At 40.8% G+C, this 19,871-nt stretch carries 15 protein-coding genes, 1 pseudogene and 1 other annotated feature; of the genes and pseudogenes, 4 read left to right on the forward strand and 12 right to left on the reverse strand.

Annotated features, from left to right (window positions below; genetic code table 11):
- Positions 1-5 precede the first annotated feature (5 nt).
- Complete coding sequence (locus AC4HAN_RS00700; RefSeq protein ID WP_491090534.1) at positions 6-887, forward strand: polysaccharide deacetylase family protein; 882 nt, start codon at positions 6-8, stop codon at positions 885-887.
- A gap of 134 nt (positions 888-1,021) precedes the next feature.
- Here AC4HAN_RS00700 and AC4HAN_RS00705 read toward each other — a convergent pair whose 3' ends face one another.
- From AC4HAN_RS00705 to rplJ, 8 genes and pseudogenes are all read right to left on the reverse strand, one after another.
- Positions 1,022-2,089, reverse strand: coding sequence for an acyl-CoA dehydrogenase family protein (locus tag AC4HAN_RS00705; RefSeq protein ID WP_491090535.1), 1,068 nt, complete (start codon positions 2,087-2,089; stop codon positions 1,022-1,024).
- Between the two features lie 29 nt (positions 2,090-2,118).
- A complete protein-coding gene (locus AC4HAN_RS00710) occupies positions 2,119-2,670 on the reverse strand; it encodes a carboxymuconolactone decarboxylase family protein (protein WP_027976151.1) in 552 nt (183 codons plus the stop codon).
- 243 nt (positions 2,671-2,913) lie between these two features.
- Positions 2,914-3,960 carry a zinc-dependent alcohol dehydrogenase family protein gene (locus tag AC4HAN_RS00715; RefSeq protein WP_491090536.1) on the reverse strand — a complete coding sequence of 349 codons (1,047 nt, stop codon included), beginning with the start codon at positions 3,958-3,960 and terminating at the stop codon, positions 2,914-2,916.
- A 333-nt stretch (positions 3,961-4,293) separates the two neighbouring features.
- Positions 4,294-5,545: pseudogene (locus AC4HAN_RS00720) on the reverse strand (tyrosine-type recombinase/integrase).
- Positions 5,546-5,810: 265 nt separating this feature from the next.
- Positions 5,811-6,302 (reverse strand): hypothetical protein, encoded by a 492-nt coding sequence (locus AC4HAN_RS00725; RefSeq protein WP_491090538.1) that lies wholly within the window; start codon positions 6,300-6,302, stop codon positions 5,811-5,813.
- Positions 6,303-6,315: 13 nt separating this feature from the next.
- Positions 6,316-9,924: a type IIG restriction enzyme/methyltransferase gene (locus AC4HAN_RS00730; RefSeq protein ID WP_491090539.1), complete on the reverse strand. Its 3,609-nt coding sequence runs from the start codon at positions 9,922-9,924 to the stop codon at positions 6,316-6,318.
- Positions 9,925-10,215: 291 nt separating this feature from the next.
- Positions 10,216-10,584 (reverse strand): 50S ribosomal protein L7/L12, encoded by a 369-nt coding sequence (rplL, locus tag AC4HAN_RS00735; protein WP_027976153.1) that lies wholly within the window; start codon positions 10,582-10,584, stop codon positions 10,216-10,218.
- A gap of 66 nt (positions 10,585-10,650) precedes the next feature.
- Positions 10,651-11,151: a 50S ribosomal protein L10 gene (rplJ, locus tag AC4HAN_RS00740; RefSeq protein ID WP_491090541.1), complete on the reverse strand. Its 501-nt coding sequence runs from the start codon at positions 11,149-11,151 to the stop codon at positions 10,651-10,653.
- Between the two features lie 32 nt (positions 11,152-11,183).
- Positions 11,184-11,316 (reverse strand) — a sequence feature (ribosomal protein L10 leader region).
- Positions 11,317-11,551: 235 nt separating this feature from the next.
- Between rplJ and AC4HAN_RS00745 the strand changes: the two genes are divergently transcribed.
- Positions 11,552-13,660: an AAA family ATPase gene (locus AC4HAN_RS00745; protein ID WP_491090543.1), complete on the forward strand. Its 2,109-nt coding sequence runs from the start codon at positions 11,552-11,554 to the stop codon at positions 13,658-13,660.
- Positions 13,661-13,779: 119 nt separating this feature from the next.
- Complete coding sequence (locus AC4HAN_RS00750) at positions 13,780-14,424, forward strand: endonuclease III domain-containing protein (protein WP_491090545.1); 645 nt, start codon at positions 13,780-13,782, stop codon at positions 14,422-14,424.
- A 123-nt stretch (positions 14,425-14,547) separates the two neighbouring features.
- Here the strand turns inward: AC4HAN_RS00750 and AC4HAN_RS00755 are convergent, their stop codons facing one another.
- Both AC4HAN_RS00755 and AC4HAN_RS00760 read right to left on the reverse strand, forming a co-directional pair.
- Positions 14,548-15,084, reverse strand: a complete 537-nt coding sequence (locus AC4HAN_RS00755) for an ECF transporter S component (protein ID WP_491090547.1) — start codon at positions 15,082-15,084, stop codon at positions 14,548-14,550.
- Entirely contained in the window at positions 15,081-15,932 is an 852-nt protein-coding gene (locus tag AC4HAN_RS00760; protein ID WP_491090548.1) for a pyridoxamine kinase, read from the reverse strand. The genes AC4HAN_RS00755 and AC4HAN_RS00760 overlap by 4 nt, the downstream gene beginning before the upstream one ends.
- 95 nt (positions 15,933-16,027) lie before the next feature.
- Here AC4HAN_RS00760 and AC4HAN_RS00765 point away from each other — a divergent pair, with 95 nt between their 5' ends.
- The gene (locus AC4HAN_RS00765) at positions 16,028-17,293 is read left to right on the forward strand and encodes an aminotransferase-like domain-containing protein (RefSeq protein ID WP_491090550.1); all 1,266 of its coding nucleotides are present in this window, start codon (positions 16,028-16,030) and stop codon (positions 17,291-17,293) included.
- A gap of 63 nt (positions 17,294-17,356) precedes the next feature.
- On the opposite strand, the gene mmuM is transcribed toward AC4HAN_RS00765, so the two are convergent.
- Together mmuM and AC4HAN_RS00775 are read right to left on the reverse strand one after the other, a co-directional pair.
- Positions 17,357-18,313, reverse strand: coding sequence for a homocysteine S-methyltransferase (gene mmuM, locus AC4HAN_RS00770; RefSeq protein WP_491090551.1), 957 nt, complete (start codon positions 18,311-18,313; stop codon positions 17,357-17,359).
- Positions 18,314-18,322: 9 nt separating this feature from the next.
- On the reverse strand, positions 18,323-19,699 hold the full coding sequence (locus tag AC4HAN_RS00775) for an amino acid permease (RefSeq protein ID WP_491090552.1): 1,377 nt from the start codon (positions 19,697-19,699) through the stop codon (positions 18,323-18,325).
- Positions 19,700-19,871 lie beyond the last annotated feature (172 nt).

Raw genomic sequence — 19,871 nt, forward strand, 5'->3', positions numbered from 1 at the left:
CATTTATGATTAAGAAAACTAAAAAGCTGACCATTATCAATATTATCTTGATGCTTGCCTGCCTTGCAGCTTTGGGAAGTCTTGTGATTGTACTCATGCGGCAAAACAGCAAAACCAGCACTAAAACCGCTGTTCCTGTCACCCATATCAGTCAGGACAAGGCTCAAAAAGCCCAAAAAAAGATTAAGTGGATAAAGCAAAAACAGCCTGTTCACCTTCCTATTTTGATGTATCATGCCATTCATGATATGGCGCCAAGTGAGGCAGGCAATGCCAATCTCATTGTGTCACCTGCTGTTTTTGAAAGCCATATCAGGCGCTTGAGCGAGGAAGGCTATTATTTTTTAAGCCCCGAAGAGGCTTATCGGGTTCTCAGTCAAAATACTCTGCCTGCTAAAAAAGTTATTTGGCTGACTTTCGATGATAGTTTGCTTGATTTTTACACTGTCGCCTACCCTATTTTAAAAAAATATCAGGCCAAGGCAACCAATAATGTCATTACCGCTTTTACAGACGAAGGCAGATTCAGCAATCTGACTATTAAACAAATGAAAGAAATGAAAGCAAAAGGCATGTCCTTTCAGTCGCATACCGTTAATCACCCCGACTTAGCAGTTTCTGATCAAGAAACGCAAGCTAAGGAATTATCAGCATCAAAAACTTATTTGGACAAAGAACTTGATCAAACCACGACAGCCATTGCCTATCCGGCAGGACGCTACAGCGATGCTACGCTCAGTTTTGCCAGTCTATACAAATTGGGTCTAACAACCAATGAAGGCTTGGCCAGTGCTGAAAACGGACTGCTGTCTTTGAACCGCATACGAATTCTCCCGGATACCAGTGCGGATATTCTGATGAGCACTATTGCTCCTGCTTTGCCATAATTTTTTAAAAGAAAACAAGACCGAGACAAACTTGATATCCCTCTGCACAGCGGACAGTGAAAAACAAAAATTCACTGGAAACTATGACAAAGCTATACCGCATTTGTCTCAGCCTTGTTTTTTTATTGGCCTGATTAGGCTCTTGCTAAAATATGCCGAAGCTGCACAGCACTTGGAGAAACAATGGGCAAAAAAGCTCCTTCATTCCAGCGGCGGATAAAACCAGAAGCTGACCCTTTCAGGTAACCTCTGCCGCCGCTTGCCTGCAATTCTAACAGTAGGCTGGCAGCGACAATATCAACAATATCTATACGCAGCTGAAAGAGCTGACGAGGATTGTCAATAAAGCCCTCTTCTGCTTCCAGACCTTTAAACAGGCTCTGCCGAAGAGCAGTCAGCTTGTCCTTTGTTTTATCGTACTCCTGCTTAAGTACCGAGCGATTGCTGTCTAAGCTCTTCGCCACCTCATCCAGTGAGCGCTCTGCTAAGCCAAAAGCCAGACCAAATTGATAACCTAAAAATTCCGGCAGCGTTTGAGCCAAAAAACTTCTGGCATCATCAGACAGTATCCAGGCATCATCTAAAGGCACATTATCAAAGCTTAAGGCTGCCGTGTTAGAACCTTGCAGGGCTGCAAATTCTAAATCAGCTGAACGCGACAAGCCGGCTGCTTCGGAAGGAATGGCCAAAACGATGGGTTCCTTGCTGCTGTCTTCAAATTGAGCTGCAAAAACAGCCGCAAAACGATCCGAACGCAGATTGGTTACCCAAGGAAGCCTTCCTGTTAGATAGTATTTCCCGTCTTGTTCCGCCAAGGTAACATTCAGCTCTTCAATCTTTGATAGATATTTGGTAGCATTTGACAGAGCCGTTCCAGCCGCCAGCTTCCCTGTCAATAAATCCGGAAGCCAAGACTTCTTTAGGACGTCGTTGCTGCTAGCAAGAATCGTTTCAATAAAGGTCCTGTGCCCCCATGATATAAAAGAGGCCGTCAGTGAATGCCGGGCCAGCTCTGACAAAAATTCGACTACTTCTGTCTTACTGCCGCCTTGGCCGCCATAGATTTCAGGTACCGCAATACCAAAAACACCTTCTGCTGCAATGCGCTCCAAAAGCTGATCAGCCAAATCTCCGGACTCTTTGTCAATCTGATCGGCATGAGCATCCAGCCAAGTTATAAAATTTTCTGAAAAGTAAGCCATTGTCATCCCCCCTTTTTTCTCATGCAGAACTATTTTGCATATTGCTGCAATTCCGGATTAATCGGTGTATCCGCCATATTATTGGCATAATTGCAGAGCGACGCCAGGCTGACACCTAAGACAACATCAAGAGCATTTTCCCGAGTATAGCCTGCCTCCAAAAAATCGGCAAAGGCTTCATCTCCGACACGTCCCTTGGTATTGATCACAGCAATGGTGAATTTAGCCAGTGTATCAAGCTTAGGGTCATCATCAATAGGCGTACTGTTGCGCAGGGCTTCCAAAAGATCGGGTGCCATCTGAATCTGCTTAATCGAAAAGGCCGTGTGGCCGGCGACACAAAAGGCACAGCCATTGGTTACAGCCGCAGTAATCTGAACAACCTCCCTTTCTGTCGGTGTCAGGGAATTGCGGCGGTTAATGGCTCCAACGGTGCGGTAAGTTTCCAGCGCTGTCGGCGCATTAGCCAACAGTCCGATAAGATTAGGAATATAGCCGCCGTTGTCCTTTTCAACTGTGCGCAGCGTTTCTTTGACTTCCTCAGGTGCAGTGTCAATAGTATGTATAGTAAATTTAGACATAAAATAACCTCAATTCTTTTGATATTGCTGATAGGATACCATCTCTTGCGTGTCCTGCATAGGCTAAATTTTTTATGGCCGGCTATAAGCATTAATTATGGGAAAAATGAGCAGTATTTTTGAAAAGATAAGCTTTCTGTGCTTATCTTGCATCAAAAAATAAGCGACCATGCAAAAAAGACTGGGCAAAAATGCCTGCAGTCTTTCTTACTTATACTTGATTTATCCTGATTTATCGATACATCAATCCATGACAATCATTGCTTTGATTGTTTTTCTTGCTTCCATATCTTTGTAAGCCTGATCGATGTCATCTAATTTATAACTTTGAGTGAAGACCTTACCGGGATTGATCTCACCATCAAGGACAGCCTTCAGCAAGACACTCTTATCATAAGTTGTCACCGAAGCAGGTCCCCCCGCAAAAACAGTATTTCTCATGAAATAATCTCCCGGATTGATGTCATCCGTATGCGGAACTCCGACACGCCCGACAACAGCACCCGGACGGGCAATCTTAATAGCCGTTTCGGTTGAGAGCTGTGTGCCGACACATTCAAGCGCAGCGTCAACACCAGCTCCGTTTGTCAATTCCAGAACTTTGGCAACACCGTCTTCGCCGCGTTCTGCCACAATGTCAGTCGCACCAAATTCTACAGCCAACTCTTGACGGTCTTTGTGGCGGCTCATGATGATAATTCGCTTAGCACCGCGCATTTTAGCTGCAATAACTGCACAAAGCCCCACAGCACCGTCACCGACGACCGCAACCGTATCACCCTTTTGCACATTGGCAACCCGAGCTGCATGATAGCCTGTCGGCATCACATCAGCAAGCGACAAGAAAGAGGCAATCATTCCTTCGCTGTAATCGCTCGGCTGACCAGGAACTTTCACCAAGGACCAGTCGGCATGGGCATAGCGAACATATTCGGCCTGATAGCCGGAGCTAAAGTTAGTGCTGGCATCGTGTCCCTGACAGCCGCCCTCAAAACCGGCACGGCAGGCCGCACAGTGACCGCAGCCATGTGTGAAAGGTGCAATGACAAAGTCGCCTTTGGTGACCGTATTGACATCAGAGCCCACCTCTTCAACAATCCCGATAATCTCATGACCGGTGTTGTCTGAGCCACTTTCTTTTTGGTCGTCACCGCGGTAGGACCAAAGATCCGAACCGCAGACACAAGAACGCACCACACGGATAAGAGCATCATCAGCTTCAATAATCGCTGGTTTATCTACAGTTTTAACAGCCATTTGGCCTGCTTTAACAAATACAGTTGTTTTCATAATATCCTCCTTAACAATATTAGTCATACTTTAACATATCATATCAGGATAATCAAATCTGAGCATTGATTAGACAATCAAAATTTTACAGTTTGAAGAAAAGTCTCTTTTCTTTGCTACTTCCTTTTTAAGAACTGGCACGATTCATTAAGACCTTAGCCGCAAGAAAATAAATCACGATGCCAGATAAGGCAAAATCCCCACCAAGAATAAATCTTAGTGGGGATTTAAAATATTAAGCTAATTTTCTTATCGCCTTGACATTAGCAAAAAGGCTTTAAAACTCGGCTTCCTGTTTTAAGCAATCAATAAATGATTATTTAAGCGTAACAGTTACACAGTGCCTATAAACGCTGATATAATTAGGTTTTTCTTGCTCTTATTCAGTTTAATGGGGTTCAATGATACTCCAAACTTATGTAGTGCTTGAGTTATCTCTCTTCCACCACTAGCTTTTTGACTATCATACAAATGAGAATATGTGTTCAATGTTGTTGCCTTGTCAACTCGTCCAGAACGTTTAGAAACATACAGAACATCTTTTCCAAGTACGTTTATCAAAAAACTGTCGTGAGAGTGTCGCAACCCTTTTCCAGTGATTACTTCTACTCCCGCTTTTTTAGCATGCCTTTTTGAGAATACGACTCAAAGTACATTTACTTAATGGTTTTCCAAATCGTGCTAGAACGTAATCATCATCATTGTTTTCTACCTGTACGATTCTCCATTGTTGTAGCACTTCTACCGTTTCATCATCAAGCTCAATCCATCTAAGCCCTGCCTCTGTTTTGGTCTGATTTTTCCGTGTGAAAATGCCATTTCCCTCATACTCAAGTGTACTTTGAACATGAAGCAACTTTCTCTCAAAATCAATATCAGACCAAATCAAACTTAACCCCTCAGATACTCTAAGTCCAGTAAAGAAGTATAGCCAAATAGCAGTAAATCTATGCTGTTCTTCATAGTCTTTTAAGTCAAAGATTGCAATAACCTTTCTAAAGTCGTCCAGTGTCCAAAATTTTGTATCTGGTCGTTTCCCTTTCGGATTATCAAGAGATTTGCAAGGGAATTCTTCAATATATCCCAGCCTCTCTGCGTACCCTATGCAATGCTTAAATCGAATCTAAACACCTTTAGCATAATTAGGTGAATACTTTTCAATCAAATATACCCTGAATTTTTCGCACTCTCGAACACCAATTTCAGAAAGTCTTTTGCTACCAAAGATTTTAACAAACATTTTGTGATGAGTTAAAGCTGTTTGATAAGTGACAGCTTGAACCGTTTGTTTGTAATAAGGTAGATATACTTCATTTACTTTAATTTGAAATAATTTAGAAGCTTGACTATTTGTAGTCAACAGACTAGGAATCTTCCTTTCTTTTGAATTTAGGTCATGGAATCTATCAAAAATTTCAGGAGTCATAAGAATACTATCCAAAAGAGACTTTGCACTTATTCTACGAGTCTCATCTACAAAGGGCATACTTTCATCAGTTACAAAATCAAATTCCGTAAAAAATTTTTCTTCGTTTATTCTTTTAATATCATCCAAACTTTTTGTTGTAGTATCACGCGTTAGCATCTCGGCAATTTCAGCCGACAATTTCATCATTTCTTCACCTGAAATACCATCTTTGAAATTAATGCGATAGTTTTTCATTGGTAAGAACAATTCTTCCAATGGTACATCTTCTAGATAAGATTTTGGTAGATCTACTTCTATGAAATTATCAATTAAATTTTTGACCATAAATCCCATTTTAAAAATACTATCGGTTCGTAACTTGCCCAATGCCTCAGGTATAATGCTATTCACAAAATACTTATCGTACCATAAATTAAACTTTTCACTTAAATGTATTTGAAATGACACTAACTAATCTATCAATTCCATTCTCAACTCCCCAACTTACAGTAGCACTGAGAGCCATTGCTAGTATCGGGTGCTTTTCAAAGAAAGTTTGATGATTACCAACTTTTCCGACTTCCTGTATCTCATTTAAAATTGTCACTAATTCTGTCTGTTCTTCTTCATCTAATGTCCTAGAGTACTCTCTGATATTCTCAAATACTCTCTCAACTTCCATCTCAGTATAGGTAATATTTAACGTATTATTTTGTCCACCAATCTGTGAGTTCATCAAATCTCCATTAACTGAAACATGAGTACTATTATCCTGATGATATTCGTTAAAATTGAGAGCTGACCTAGAGGAGTCTAGTTGTGTTGGAAGGACTACAGGATCAAGCTTCTTATTAGCCTTTTTTACCATCTTGTTCGTTTCTCTAACTAAATCTCTCTCAATACTTTTAAGTTGACTTTTAAAACTTTTTGCCATTTAAACCTACCTTCTATACTTCAAAATTTCTTACTATTTGTTTTTCCGCCTCAGTCAAATCAAACAAATCCATAACTAAGTCATCTATCGCCAGATTAAGCTGATTTACTTTTTCAATGTCAGGAGATTCTTTTTTCATCTCCTCCATCAGTTGCTTAACAATCTGTGCTACTTCTTCTTGCTGAAAGTCAGTGACATCTGGAATTGGAAAATCTCCAAGTTCATTGACTTTGAACTGTGGAAAAATACGACGTTGAAATTTATCAAATTTCATGAAGAACCAAAGGGAAATAATACGAGAGTTCAAAACACCCAACAGATAAAAAGGATTAACCTGAATATCTGTGATTACCATGGAGTTTAAGTCGTTAATAACATCACTATCAGTATAAACAGCTTCAACAGCATAAGTTGATTTACTTGGAATCTGACGAACTAAAATTCGTGGTTTTTCAAAAATTTCTTTATCTCTTGGTGCAGCTAAATTTTCACCATACTTGACATATTCGCCATTCCAAGTCAGTTTATAGCGTGACACATTCTCGCCATCAAGATAGGGACGGTATGAATCGTCTAACCTTTCTCTTGCATGATAAATTCGATTATCCTTATCTTGAGCGGTCATTTTAGGATTCCCTTTTCCAGTTTCATAAGCTTTGATTCCAGATTTTACAGTCGAAATTTCTGGTCGTCCTAGTATTGGAAAATGGTTGACTTTCCAAAAGATATCAATCGCCTGACGGTACTTGACCATCGAGATTGAAAAAGTAGGGATTTCTCCAAAGAAATCTGGCTCAACTCGTCCGACAGTGTTATACTCGCCATGGTGTAGTTCTGCTACTTCAATCCAGTTTGGAGCATTCTTCTTGAAGAAAATGATACAGTTATCTACGCTAGCGTCCGCAAAAATTTTGTCCAGAGAATTTATCAGGACAACATCACTTGTCTGCTCTGTGATAAACTGACGAACCCTTGAATTAGTCTGAATGGTCAAAAAGTTATTAGGAATGATATAGGAGAATGTCCCACCTTTACGCAAGAGTTGATAAGTCAATTCCATAAAAATAGTATAGGTATTGGCTTGGTACTCACTTACTTGATAAGTCCTTGAGTAGTAGGCTTTCATCTCATCAGTGAAAGATTGGTTACGTGCAAAGATATAAGGCGGATTCCCAATTACAAGGTCAAATCCGATAAATTCTCCAGCTTCTCCCAAGATTTCAGGGAATTCCATTCGCCATTCCATACCTTTAGCGAATAATGGATTTTTCAGTCTGTATTCCAATTCCTTTTCAGCTTTTGCAAGCTGCTTATTTAATTCCACTACTTCTTTAGAGTTTTTATTTTCTTCCTCAAATAAGCTAATGGCACCAGCCTTGTTTCGTTCGGATAGGAGACGGGATAATTTCTTTAATTCAGGACTTGAGGCTGTATCATCAAAGGAACGCTTGAGATTCTCTATTTTCTCCCAAATTTCAGCTTTAATCCGTTTATTATTTGTATCCTTATAGTCTTTAACTAGAGATAGATAGTCCTTGAAATCTGTTTTTCTCATATCAAATTCATAGTCAAAATTAAACTTATGTAGAAGACTATCCCCCACTTTGATATTGATATCAATATTTGGTAAGGTCGTTAAAACAGGTTGGTTGGTATCAGTATCCTGATAATAATAAGAGGACTTTAAGAGTTCAATCCAGAGACGCAAACGGCAAATATTGACCGAACTTGGGTTAATATCCACTGCAAAGAGCGAATTTTCCAGAATATGCCTTTTCTGGCTGAAAATTGCTTTTTGAACTTGTTCAGATTGCTGATTACCTGTCTGATAAACAAAGTTATTTCCTGACATATCTTGGATAACTAACTCATCATTGATGACGTAGCATTGAATTAAATTTCCAATATGATTACCGTCAGCGTCAAAGAGAACATTTAAATCGCTTTTTAGAGCAATAATTTCATTCAAGATTGAGACAAGAAAGTGTCCTGACCCCACAGCGGGGTCACATACCTTCAAGCTATCAATCGCATCTGATACCTTTTTAGCAATCTGAGCATTACGTATATTAAACTTAATATCTTCGATTGTTTCACATTGCCAGTCAAGTGCGCTATTGATTTTATCTACTACTGCTGTTCTTATAGCTTTACGAGACATATACATGGTGATATTTCCAGGTGTGTAGAAAGAACCGTCACGATAGCCATTGATTTTTTCAAAAATCAGTCCAAGAACTGAAGCATTGATAAGGTCATTTTTTGATTTCTCATGATGAGTGATAGTAGTTGAGAAATCATAAGCATCTAAAAACTCAAAAAGGTATTCAATAAAATTGATGTTTCCCTTTTTACGTTTTTTATTTGCACCTTTAAGGGCGGTTTTTGAAAAGATTTCAATATATCCCTCTGGTAGTCTATCAATGCCAATTCCATCACGCGAAACTTCCAATTCAGTCTCTTCAAAAAGTGATGAATTCAGATAAGGAATATAACCAAATTTCTTTTGAACTCTCTCGTTTCGTTCGGAGATTTTTCTAGCTAGAACTGCAAAAAAGAGATTGTAAACTTCCTCAAAGCTAGATAGTTTCTCATAAGTCAAGAAGCGATATGACTCATCCTTATTAAAAAGAACAAGCTGAGACTCTAATAGCTTCAAAAAAAGAATTCTGTTTATCCATACAACTGTCAACTGAATGGCAATTTCTTCTTGTTTATCTTTTGGAACATCGTTTGTATCCAACTTTTCGATAATGTTCTCTACAAAAGAATAACGTTGTCGATTAGCTGGTTTTAATCGAGAAATAATTTTTGAAGTCCCTGATTTAGTTTCTTCAAGTCCCATTAAATAAAGTAATTCATCATAGAAATTTTTGTTAAGTTTGTTAGAATCTGTAAAAATTTCTTTATTAAGAAGATTTTCAGCTGTAAAAAATCGATATAGTTGAGTTAGATTAGTTTTCTTAATTTCAATAGACTTGCTGGACTTAACTAGAGCTTGACTAAGGTCAAAGTGTGCGATTACAATTCCTTTTTCAATCGCTTTGTCAATTTCAGGTGCAATTACTTGTAAGTAGAGAAAATCAGTTCTATTGCTGGACAGTTGATTATTCCTAAATTTAGTTACCAGATCAACTAATTTTTTATTCTTAAAGAAATGTTTTTCAAACTCTTTAGCTTCTACTATAAACCAAGATAGACCATTTGTGATAATACACTTCTTAACTTCAAGATTTTTTTCAAAAAGTCGTTCATATAGATAATAAGCAATTATTTCTTGAAAAGCTTTAGCATTGATTCTATCCGTTGTCATCATCTCTGCTTTATTAGACAAACTTTTACATTCAAAAAGAACACCCAGAGAAGAATTAGCATCTTTACCATTATAAATCGCTAAATCAATTCTACTGGAAGTATTAATGAAATTATGAGGCATAATTCCTTCCAAAAATACTTTAAGAAGATTTTTTTGGTACTCCTCAGATTCATCTTTCTTATCATATAAATGCGTTAAATAGCTGATTAGTTTCTTTGCAAATACATCTTTCTCTTCATCAAGTGGCATAATTGCTTGAACAGAGCGATTCATACTCTCTTTTAATGTAATTCTCTTTATTGCCATGAAATAGACTCCTAAACAGATTTCTCTAAGAGCTGATAGTATTAGTCTATTGTGTAAGCAATAGACTAAGGGTACCCTTAGTCTATTGTGTAAGCAATAGACTAAGGGTACCCTTAGCGATATTTATACATATTATACCATGAATTTTTACAAAAAATAAAACCCCACCAAGATTAAATCTTGGTGGGGTTTTGGTGGGGAATGATATCATTCCCCACCGATTTTTAATCGCTCTAAGCAATTCTAAAGCCTTGATTTACTAGGCTTCCGCAATCAAATTGCGATACTCTATTATTTAAGCGTAACAGTTGCTCCAGCTTCTTCAAGTTTAGCTTTAAGTTCTTCAGCTTCTGCTGCTGCAACACCTTCTTTAAGAACTGATGGTGCGTTATCAACAAGACCTTTAGCTTCTTTAAGACCTTCGCCTGTGATTTCACGAACAACTTTGATAACAGCAACTTTCTTGTCACCGCCGGCAGTCAATTCAACGTCAAATGAATCTTTAGCTGCAGCTTCTTCTCCGCCGGCTGCACCAGCAACAGCTACAGGGGCAGCTGCAGTTACGCCAAATTCTTCTTCGATAGCTTTTACAAGGTCGTTCAATTCAAGAATTGAAGCTTCTTTAATTTCAGCAATAATGTTTTCAATGTTTAATGCCATTGTTAATTTCCTCCAAATGTGTTTTTTTATAAAATAGTTTGCAGCTTCAGGCTGCTGTTTGAAGACTTAAGCAGCGTCTTCTTTGCTTTCTGCAACAGCTTTGACAGCATATGCAACGTTGCGGACCGGCGCTTGAAGTACAGACAAGAGCATAGACAAAAGTCCTTCTCTGTTTGGAAGTGTTGCGAGAGCCATGATTTCTTCTTTAGAAGAAACAGCGCCTTCGATTGCACCGCCTTTGATTTCAAGTGCTTCAGCATTTTTAGCAAAATCGTTGATAATTTTAGCCGGTGCAACAACATCTTCATTTGAAAATGCTACAGCAGACGGTCCGGTAAAGACATCATCAAGTCCTTCGAGACCGGCTTTTTCAGCTGCACGGCGCAGGATTGAGTTTTTGATTACTTTAAATTCAATATCGCTTTCGCGAAGTGAACGGCGAAGAACAGTATCTTGTTCTACAGTAAGACCGCGTGAATCAACAACAACGATACTTGCAGCTGCTTTCATTTTCTCAGCAACAGCATCAACTAATTCTGCTTTTTTAGCAATACTTGCTTCACTCATCAGTGTTTAACCTCCGTTTTTATTTTTGGCTGGATACAATAAAAAAATCGTACCCAAACCCAGACACGAAAGTACAATACGTTTTTTAAGTTTACGTTTTGTGCCTCGGCAGGAATATTATGAGCACGGCTCCCCTGCTGTCTTAGGTCAGTTTTTTTCAAAACCTCTAATATCATATCATATTCTGAAAATAAGTCAACCCATATATATTTTTTTAAGACTGGCAGAAAATATTTTTATTATATAATATATATTCCTTGATATATAACAACACAGGTGTTATAATATAGACAAATAGCTGATAAAGGCTGTAACAGCAAGGCTTTACTTTGAGAAAGGCTTTGTAACTGTTATAGTATAATTAGCTCAGCTATTATTTTAACAAAAAGAGGTAATAATTATGGCAAATGACTTTTACGGACGTGATCCATTTGGAAACATGGATGACATTTTCAATCAACTAATGGGAAATATGGGAGGCTACAACTCAGAACGACGCCGCTACCTGATTAACGGCCGCGAGGTAAGCCCCGAAGAGTTTGCACAATACCGGCAAACAGGCAAACTCCCTGCTAATGCTGACGCTCAGCAATATCAAGAAGCTGCTCCTAATGCACCAAAGAAAGATGGTATTTTAGCCAAACTGGGCCGCAATCTGACAGACGAAGCACGCGCCGGTAAGCTGGATCCGGTCATCGGACGCAATAAGGAAATTCAAGAAACAGCCGAAATCCTTTCCCGCCGTACAAAGAACAATCCTGTTCTCGTTGGCGACGCGGGTGTTGGTAAAACGGCTGTTGTGGAAGGTCTGGCTCAGGCTATTGTCAACGGTGATGTCCCTGCTGCTATTAAAAACAAGGAAATCATTTCTATTGATATTTCCGGTTTGGAAGCAGGCACACAGTATCGCGGATCCTTTGAAGAAAATATTCAAAATTTGGTCAGCGAAGTCAAAGAAGCCGGCAATATCATCCTATTCTTCGATGAAATTCACCAAGTTCTCGGTGCAGGAAGCACGGGCGGCGACAGTGGCTCCAAAGGTTTGGCAGATATTCTCAAACCGGCTCTTTCCCGCGGTGAATTGACTGTTATCGGTGCAACGACTCAGGACGAATACCGCAACACCATCATGAAGAACGCTGCTCTGGCTCGCCGCTTTAATGAAGTTAAGGTCAATGCTCCTTCTGCTGAAGATACCTATAAGATTTTACAGGGAATCTCAGCTCTCTATGAAAAACACCACAATGTTGTTTTGCCTAAGGAGGTTTTAAAGGCTGCGGTTGATTTGTCAGTCCAATATATTCCGCAGCGCAGCCTGCCGGATAAGGCTATTGACCTTATAGACATGACTGCTGCTCACTTGGCTGCTCAGCATCCGGTGACAGATGTTAAGACACTTGAAAAAGAAATTCAGGCAGAAAAGGACAGACAGCAAACAGCGGTTGACAAAGAAGATTATGAAGAAGCTTTGAAAGCTAAAACTAAGATTGATAAGCTGCAAGCTCAAATTGATAATCATACGGAAGGCAACAAGGTAACAGCAACCATAAATGACGTAGCCGAAGCTGTCGAAAGACTGACTGGTATTCCGGTTTCACAGATGGGCACCAGCGATATTGAACGGCTGAAAGAAATGACTTCCCGTCTCAAGGGCAAAGTTATCGGACAGGATGATGCGGTTGAAGCTGTTTCCCGTGCTATCCGCCGCAATCGTGCCGGTTTTGATGAGGGCAACCGCCCTATCGGCAGCTTCCTTTTTGTGGGACCTACCGGTGTCGGCAAGACTGAGCTGGCTAAGCAGCTGGCCTTTGACATGTTCGGCTCAAAAGATGCTATTATTCGTCTTGATATGTCCGAATACAGTGATCGCACAGCTGTTTCTAAATTGATTGGGACAACCGCCGGTTATGTGGGCTATGATGATAACAGCAACACCCTTACCGAACGTGTACGCCGCAATCCTTATTCTATCGTCCTGCTTGATGAAATCGAAAAAGCAGATCCGCAAGTCATCACCCTGCTTTTGCAAGTCTTGGACGACGGCCGCTTAACTGACGGTCAGGGCAATACCATCAATTTCAAAAACACTGTTATCATTGCAACATCAAATGCCGGTTTTGGCAATGAAGCCTTTAGCGGAAAAGACGAGGATGTCAAAATTATGGACCGTATCGCTCCTTACTTCCGTCCGGAATTCCTCAACCGCTTCAACGCTGTCATTGAATTTTCACATCTGACCAAGGAAGATTTGGACGAAATCGTTGAGCTGATGCTTTCTGAAGTAAATATCACGCTCGCTAAAAAAGGAATTGATCTGACTGTCAGCGACAGTGCTAAGGCGCATCTGATTGAAGAAGGCTACGATGAAGCCATGGGCGTTCGGCCGCTTCGCCGCGTTATCGAACAGGAAATCCGTGACAAAGTTACTGACTTCTACTTAGATCATACCGATGTCAAGCACCTCAAAGCTGACATGAAAGACGGCAAACTGGTTATTGAAGAAAACTAATTTTTCCATAAGTACATAAAGCTCAGCTCCTTTAGGGGCTGGGCTTATTGTCTATTTGAAAATGCTTGGATAATTTGTTAAAGTAAGGTTATTCTAAGAGAAAGCCTGCTATCTATCCTATGGAACTTACTTTATACGACCTATATCAAAAAATGCTTCAACACATGGGGCCTACTAACTGGTGGCCGGCTGACAGCAAACAGCAGATTATCATCGAAGCCATTCTCGTTCAAAATACGACCGAAAAAAATGCCACACGCGCCACACAGCTGATCAAAGCTGAGACAGCTTACGATTTTCGCAGGATACAGGAGCTGTCCTCAGAGCAATTAGAACTGTTAGTTCGCCCGGCCGGCTTTATGAAAAATAAAAGCAAGGCGATTCGGACAGTCTCACAGTGGTATCTTGAGCATCAGGAAGATGCTCATTCTGCTCTGAAACAATACGGGCAAGACCTGCGCCAAACCCTGCTGAAACTCCACGGTGTCGGTCCCGAAACGGCCGACGTTCTTCTGACCTATATCTTTGATCAAGCACAGTTCATTGCTGATAAATACGCCAGAACGCTCTTTAGCCATCTGGGTCTTTCCGGCTTAACCGATTATCAGAGTTTGAGCCGTCAGCTGAATCGGCTGCCGGCTCCTTTTACTTATCAGGATGCTCAGGAATTTCATGGTTTGATTGATGAATTCGGCAAAGACTATTTTCATCCGCCGAAAAGTTTTGAAAACAGCTTTTTAGCTGGCGATAAACTCGTTTTATAAAACAAGGCTGTTTATCTGAAAGGTTTGCCTGCTGTTTAAAACACTACCAGTGTGCACCTGCCATTTTTGAATAATAAAAAAGAGCGGAATCATAGTTGTTTCCCTCTTTTTTACTTCATTCGACTATTGTCTTTTGCCCTGGACAATACGTTTGAAAACAGGATAAAACAAGGGCACCGCAAGAGCTGTTACTATTGAAGTTCCAAAAGTTCCGGCAATTTTAACAAGAGCTCCTGTCATAGCTGCAAACAAAGGCAGATTTCCCACTAAGCTGTTAATAATTGTATACTTGATTAAATTGAGAACAATTTTTGTCAGGGCGGCAATGATGCCAACAGCAAGGATATTGCTTGTCTTGTCGTCTGATTTCATGACTTTCTCATAAACCAAATGCAAGACATAGCAGACGACCAAGGATTCTAAAATCGTTAGCCAAACTTCTGCTGCATAACCATTTAAAATATCAAATAAGCCTAGTCCCAGCGCCGCCGCTAGAGCGCCAAATTTAGAACCAAAAACAAGGACAGCCACAACGACCAAAGCATTCCCCAAGTGAATAAACTGCGGTCCCACTTGTATCCGTAAAAATTGAACACTGACCAAGATTAAGGCAGCAAAAAGACTGACTTCTATTATCCGACGCAATTCTTCTTTTTTCATTCTATCTCCTCCAGTAACAGTTGGTGCTGTTTGATTAACTCAAACAAGTGCGGCTCATAGCAGAGACCATATTTTAAATCACGCTTTAACGCTAAAGTAGTCTGGATGGCCCTATCCAAAAACGCTAAGGCTAAGCCGGCGGATTTTTCCAAAGCAATTCCCTGGAAATAGCCGCTTGCCAAGATAGCGGTGAGCATATCGCCGGTTCCGTAAAACAGCTGAGGGTAGCGTTTAGCCATGACATAAATAGTTTTACCGGTCTTCTTTTGATACAGAGCTAGGCCAATCTTATCGTTTTCAAAAGACACTCCTGTCAAAATAACCGTTTCAGGACCGATGTCAGCCAATCGCCGCAAAAGATTCTCAATATCAGCTGAGTTATAATCGTCTCCAAGATAAGCCGTATCAGCCAAGAACGCTGCTTCTGTCAGATTAGGCGTAATGACATCTGCCTTTTGACAGAGACGGCGGATATTTTGCGCATAAGCTTGATCAAATCCTTGATAAAACTGTCCATTATCCCCCATGATAGGATCTACAAAAAGAGGAACTTCCTTTTTTTCAGCAAAATCAATCAGCAGAGCAATCTGCTCCTTATTTTTTAAATATCCTGTCACCAAACCATCAAAAACAAGATCCAATTCCTGCCACTGTGACAGAAAGCCAGCCATTCCGTCGGTATAATCATCTATTTGAATATTTTTAAAACCGCCTGTATGTGAAGACAAAAGAACGGTCGGTAAAATAGCTGTTTCTGCCTGACAGGCTGCCATAATGGGCAGACTGCCGGCCAGAGCAACCTTGCCCAGTCCGGGCAGATCACTGGCCACTAGTAAACGCGGTATCATAAAAATTCCTCAATTTCTTTTCAAAACTTAAAATCATTGTAAGAAATTTTAGAATGAGGTACAATAGGGACAAAATCAAACTGTATGGGGACAAAATGACTAGTAAGTATCAAGAAATTTTATCTGCTGTTGTTCAGCAAATTGAAAGCGGCAAACTCAAACGAGGGGATAAACTTCCTTCTATCCGCCAGCTGAGTTCTGAATTTAGCTGCAGCAAGGACACCGTCCAAAAGGCCTTATCAGAATTAAAATATCAAAAATATATTTACCCTGTTCCGAAAAGCGGTTACTATGTTTTTGAAGACAGTCACGAGGAAGAACCGCTCCCCAAGGTTTCGTCCAGCGATTACAACAATATGGCCTATGAAGATTTCAGAACCTGTATGAACGAAACCTTAGTCGGCCGGGAAAACTACCTTTTCAATTATTACCACCGGCAGGAAGGTCTGGAAGAATTGACCCAGTCTTTGCAAAACCTTTTTTTAGACCAGGCTGTCTACAGCAAAAAAGAAAATATTGCTGTCACGTCCGGAACTCAGCAGGCGCTCTACATCTTGTCCCAAATGGACTTTCCCAACAAAAAACAGACCATTCTTTTGGAACAGCCTACCTATCATCGCATGAATGCTTTGGTGAAGTCACAAAATCTTCCTTATCTGACTATTGAGCGCAGTTTTGAAGGCCTTGATTTTAATCTCTTGGAAGATTTTTTCCGCCGGGAAGATATTAAATTTTTCTACACCATTCCGCGGCTCTCCAATCCTTTGGGTCTCTCATACAGCCTCAGAGAAAAACAGCTTTTGGTAGAGCTGGCGCAAAAATATGATGTTTACATTGTAGAAGATGACTATATGGCAGATCTTGATAAAACAGCCAATGTTTCCCTGCATTATTTGGATACCAATGACAAGGTTATCTACCTCAAATCTTTTTCGGCAACACTCTTTCCGGCTCTGCGTTTGGGAAGCTTAGTCCTGCCGAAAAAACTTCTGAAAAGTTTTCTGGCCTACAAAAGTTTAATTGACTATGATACCAACCTCATCATGCAAAAAGCGCTGTCGCTTTACATTGATAACGGCATGTTTGCCAAAAACAAGAAACATCTCAAACAAATTCGCAGCCAAGAGCGAAATGAACTAGAAAAAGAAATTCCGGCTGCTCTTCTTAAACTGCCCCATCATCTCTTTCATGATTCGCTGGTTCTTGAGCTGCCTCCTGAAACAAAACCCTCACTTTTAAGGCACAGACTGAATACACCCGATTTTCTGGAAAAAAATTATATCAAAGACTGTCCTTACCAGTTTGTTCACCTGCAAAAAGGCAGCAATTGGCAGGATGTGGTAAGCCTTTTAAATAGCTAAAATCAAAGGGACTGAAAATTTTTACTCAGCCCCTTTATTTTTGATAATGTTTAAAGTACAGTTTTAGCGGCGCAGTTTTAGTCCCTTGCTTAAGCTTTCAATATCACTGGGTCTCGTCCGGCAGCAGCCTCCTACAATTTTAGCTCCCAGATTTTGCCAAGAAAGGGTATTTTCTAAAAGCGTGTGCGATTTGTCAGCTGTCTGAGTCCATGTCTGGTGCTGACCGTCATAGACCTCACCTGAATTGGGATAGGTTACCAGCGGTTTAGAGGTAACGGCGTTGATTTTCTTTAAAAGCTCAGCATAAACCAAGGGTGAGCTGCAGTTAATTCCCAAGGCCAAAATCTGCGGTACCCCGTCCAGCAAAGCTGCGACGTCTTCTATAGCAGTACCGTCAGAAATACTGCTGCTGTTTTGAGCAGTGAAGCTCATATAAGCTTCGGCATCAGGGAACTCCTCCTGCAGCAGTTCGGCCAAAGCCTGGGCTTCCAGAAAACTGGGAATAGTTTCTAATGCCAACAGATCACTGCCTTTTTCCAGCAGGACAGCAATGCGCGGTCTGTGAAAATCTTTGAGCGCTTTTTTATCTATATCACCGTAATCGCCGGTGTATTCGGAACCATCAGCCAAATACGCGGCATAAGGCCCGACATCGCCGCTGATCAAAGGATAAGGACGCGCTTCTTTTTCTTCCTCGCTTAATTCCCGCCAGACGTTTTCCCTAGCTTTTTTAGCCAAATCAACAGTCAAGGCAATAATCTTTTCAGCCTCTTTTTCACTAAGTCCATAATCACGCAGCCCCTGCAGGCTGGCTTGGTAGCTGGAAGTTGTTACAATATCAGAACCTGCACGCAAATAGGTCTCGTGAACAGACCTAATTAAGTCAGGATCTTCTAACAAGTATTTGGCTGACCACAGTTTCCCCGACACGTCATGCCCTAAAAATTCCAGCTCCGTGCCCAGAGCACCGTGCAAAATCAAATAATCTTCCTGTTCTAACAATGTTTTAAAACGTCCCATAAAACCTCCTCAAAATTTACCATAGCGCCAATAATAATAAAGATAGCACAAGGCTATAAAGGGTACACCAAAATAAAGCCCTGCTCTTTGTGAAGCATCCCAAGCAATACCAATAATGGAAATCAGCAATAAAACAATAGTCACATAAGGCAATACCGGCGTAAAAGGCGTTCTGTATGACAATTCTTTCTCGCTGTGATCTTTTAACCATTCCTTACGGAAATTGATCTGCGCCATAGGAATGGACAGCCATACGACCACTACTGCAAAACCGGCGATAGATACAAGCGCCAAATAAACCGTATCTGCAGCATAAATACTTGAAAACAGAGCCAAAACAGCACCGGCCATAGACAAAAGCAAGGCCCGCATGGGAACACCGTATTCATTGATTTTGACAACCTTTTGGCTGATCATACCCTCATTGGCCAAAGACCAAAGCATGCGGCTGGAAGCGTAAAGTCCTGAATTTCCTGCTGACAAAATAGCCGTTAAAATAACAAAATTCATGATATCGGCAGCAAAAGGAACGCCCATCTTATCAAAGACATCAACAAAAGGAGCGCTTGACACACCTGCTTCTTTCATCGGTAAAAGTGAAGCCAAAACCACTATAGTCAGCACAAAGAAAATCACCAAGCGCCCGATTGTTGTCTTAATGGCCTTGGGCACTGCTTCTTTAGGATTATCTGTTTCACCCGCGGCAATACCGATCAACTCAGTTCCGCTAAAGGCATAGTTAACTGCCAGCATAACCGAAACGAGAGCCGCAAAACCTTTGGGCATAGCTCCGTGAGCCAGCAAATGCTTGAAAAGAATAGCCTCATGCCTGCCATCAAAGGAAACAACTCCAACCATAGCTCCAATTCCCAAAACAATAAAAACGAGAATGGCAAGCACTTTAATGCTTGAAAAGAAGGATTCAGCCTCGGCAAAAGAGCGGACACTGAGGGCATTGATGCCAAAAATAATCAGGGCAAAAAGCGTCGCAAATACCCAGGTCGGAACATGAGGAAACCACCGTCCCATAAGCATGCCTGCCCCCAGAAATTCCGTTCCCAGAGCGACAGTCCAGCAGATCCAATAGAGCCAGGCGACGGTAAAACCGGTTCCCGGGCTGATAAATTTAGTCGCATACGTATGAAAAGAGCCGGTGACAGGCATGGCGACCGCCAGCTCTCCCAGCGACAGCATGACCAGATAAACCACCACTGCGCCAATCAAATAGGAAATCACCGCTCCCAAAGGTCCTGCCTGTGCAATCGTATAGCCGGAACTCAAGAAAAGACCTGTTCCGATAACACCGCCCAAAGACAGCATAAACAAATGACGGCTGGTCATTTTTCGCTTGAACTGGCCTTCATTTTCAAAATTATGATTTTCCATAAACCCTCCTAATGTTTAATACCTCTATCATACCACAGAAAAACAGGAATTTAGACATAGTTTTTATCTATCATCCGATATAGAAAAACTATATGCGCAAGCAGCCACCTTTGCTCAAATTGGCATACAAAAACGATAGAAGTATTGCTTTCTATCGTTTTGAGACTTATTC

It is taken from the genome of Streptococcus sp. ELY_86 (assembly GCF_058314495.1).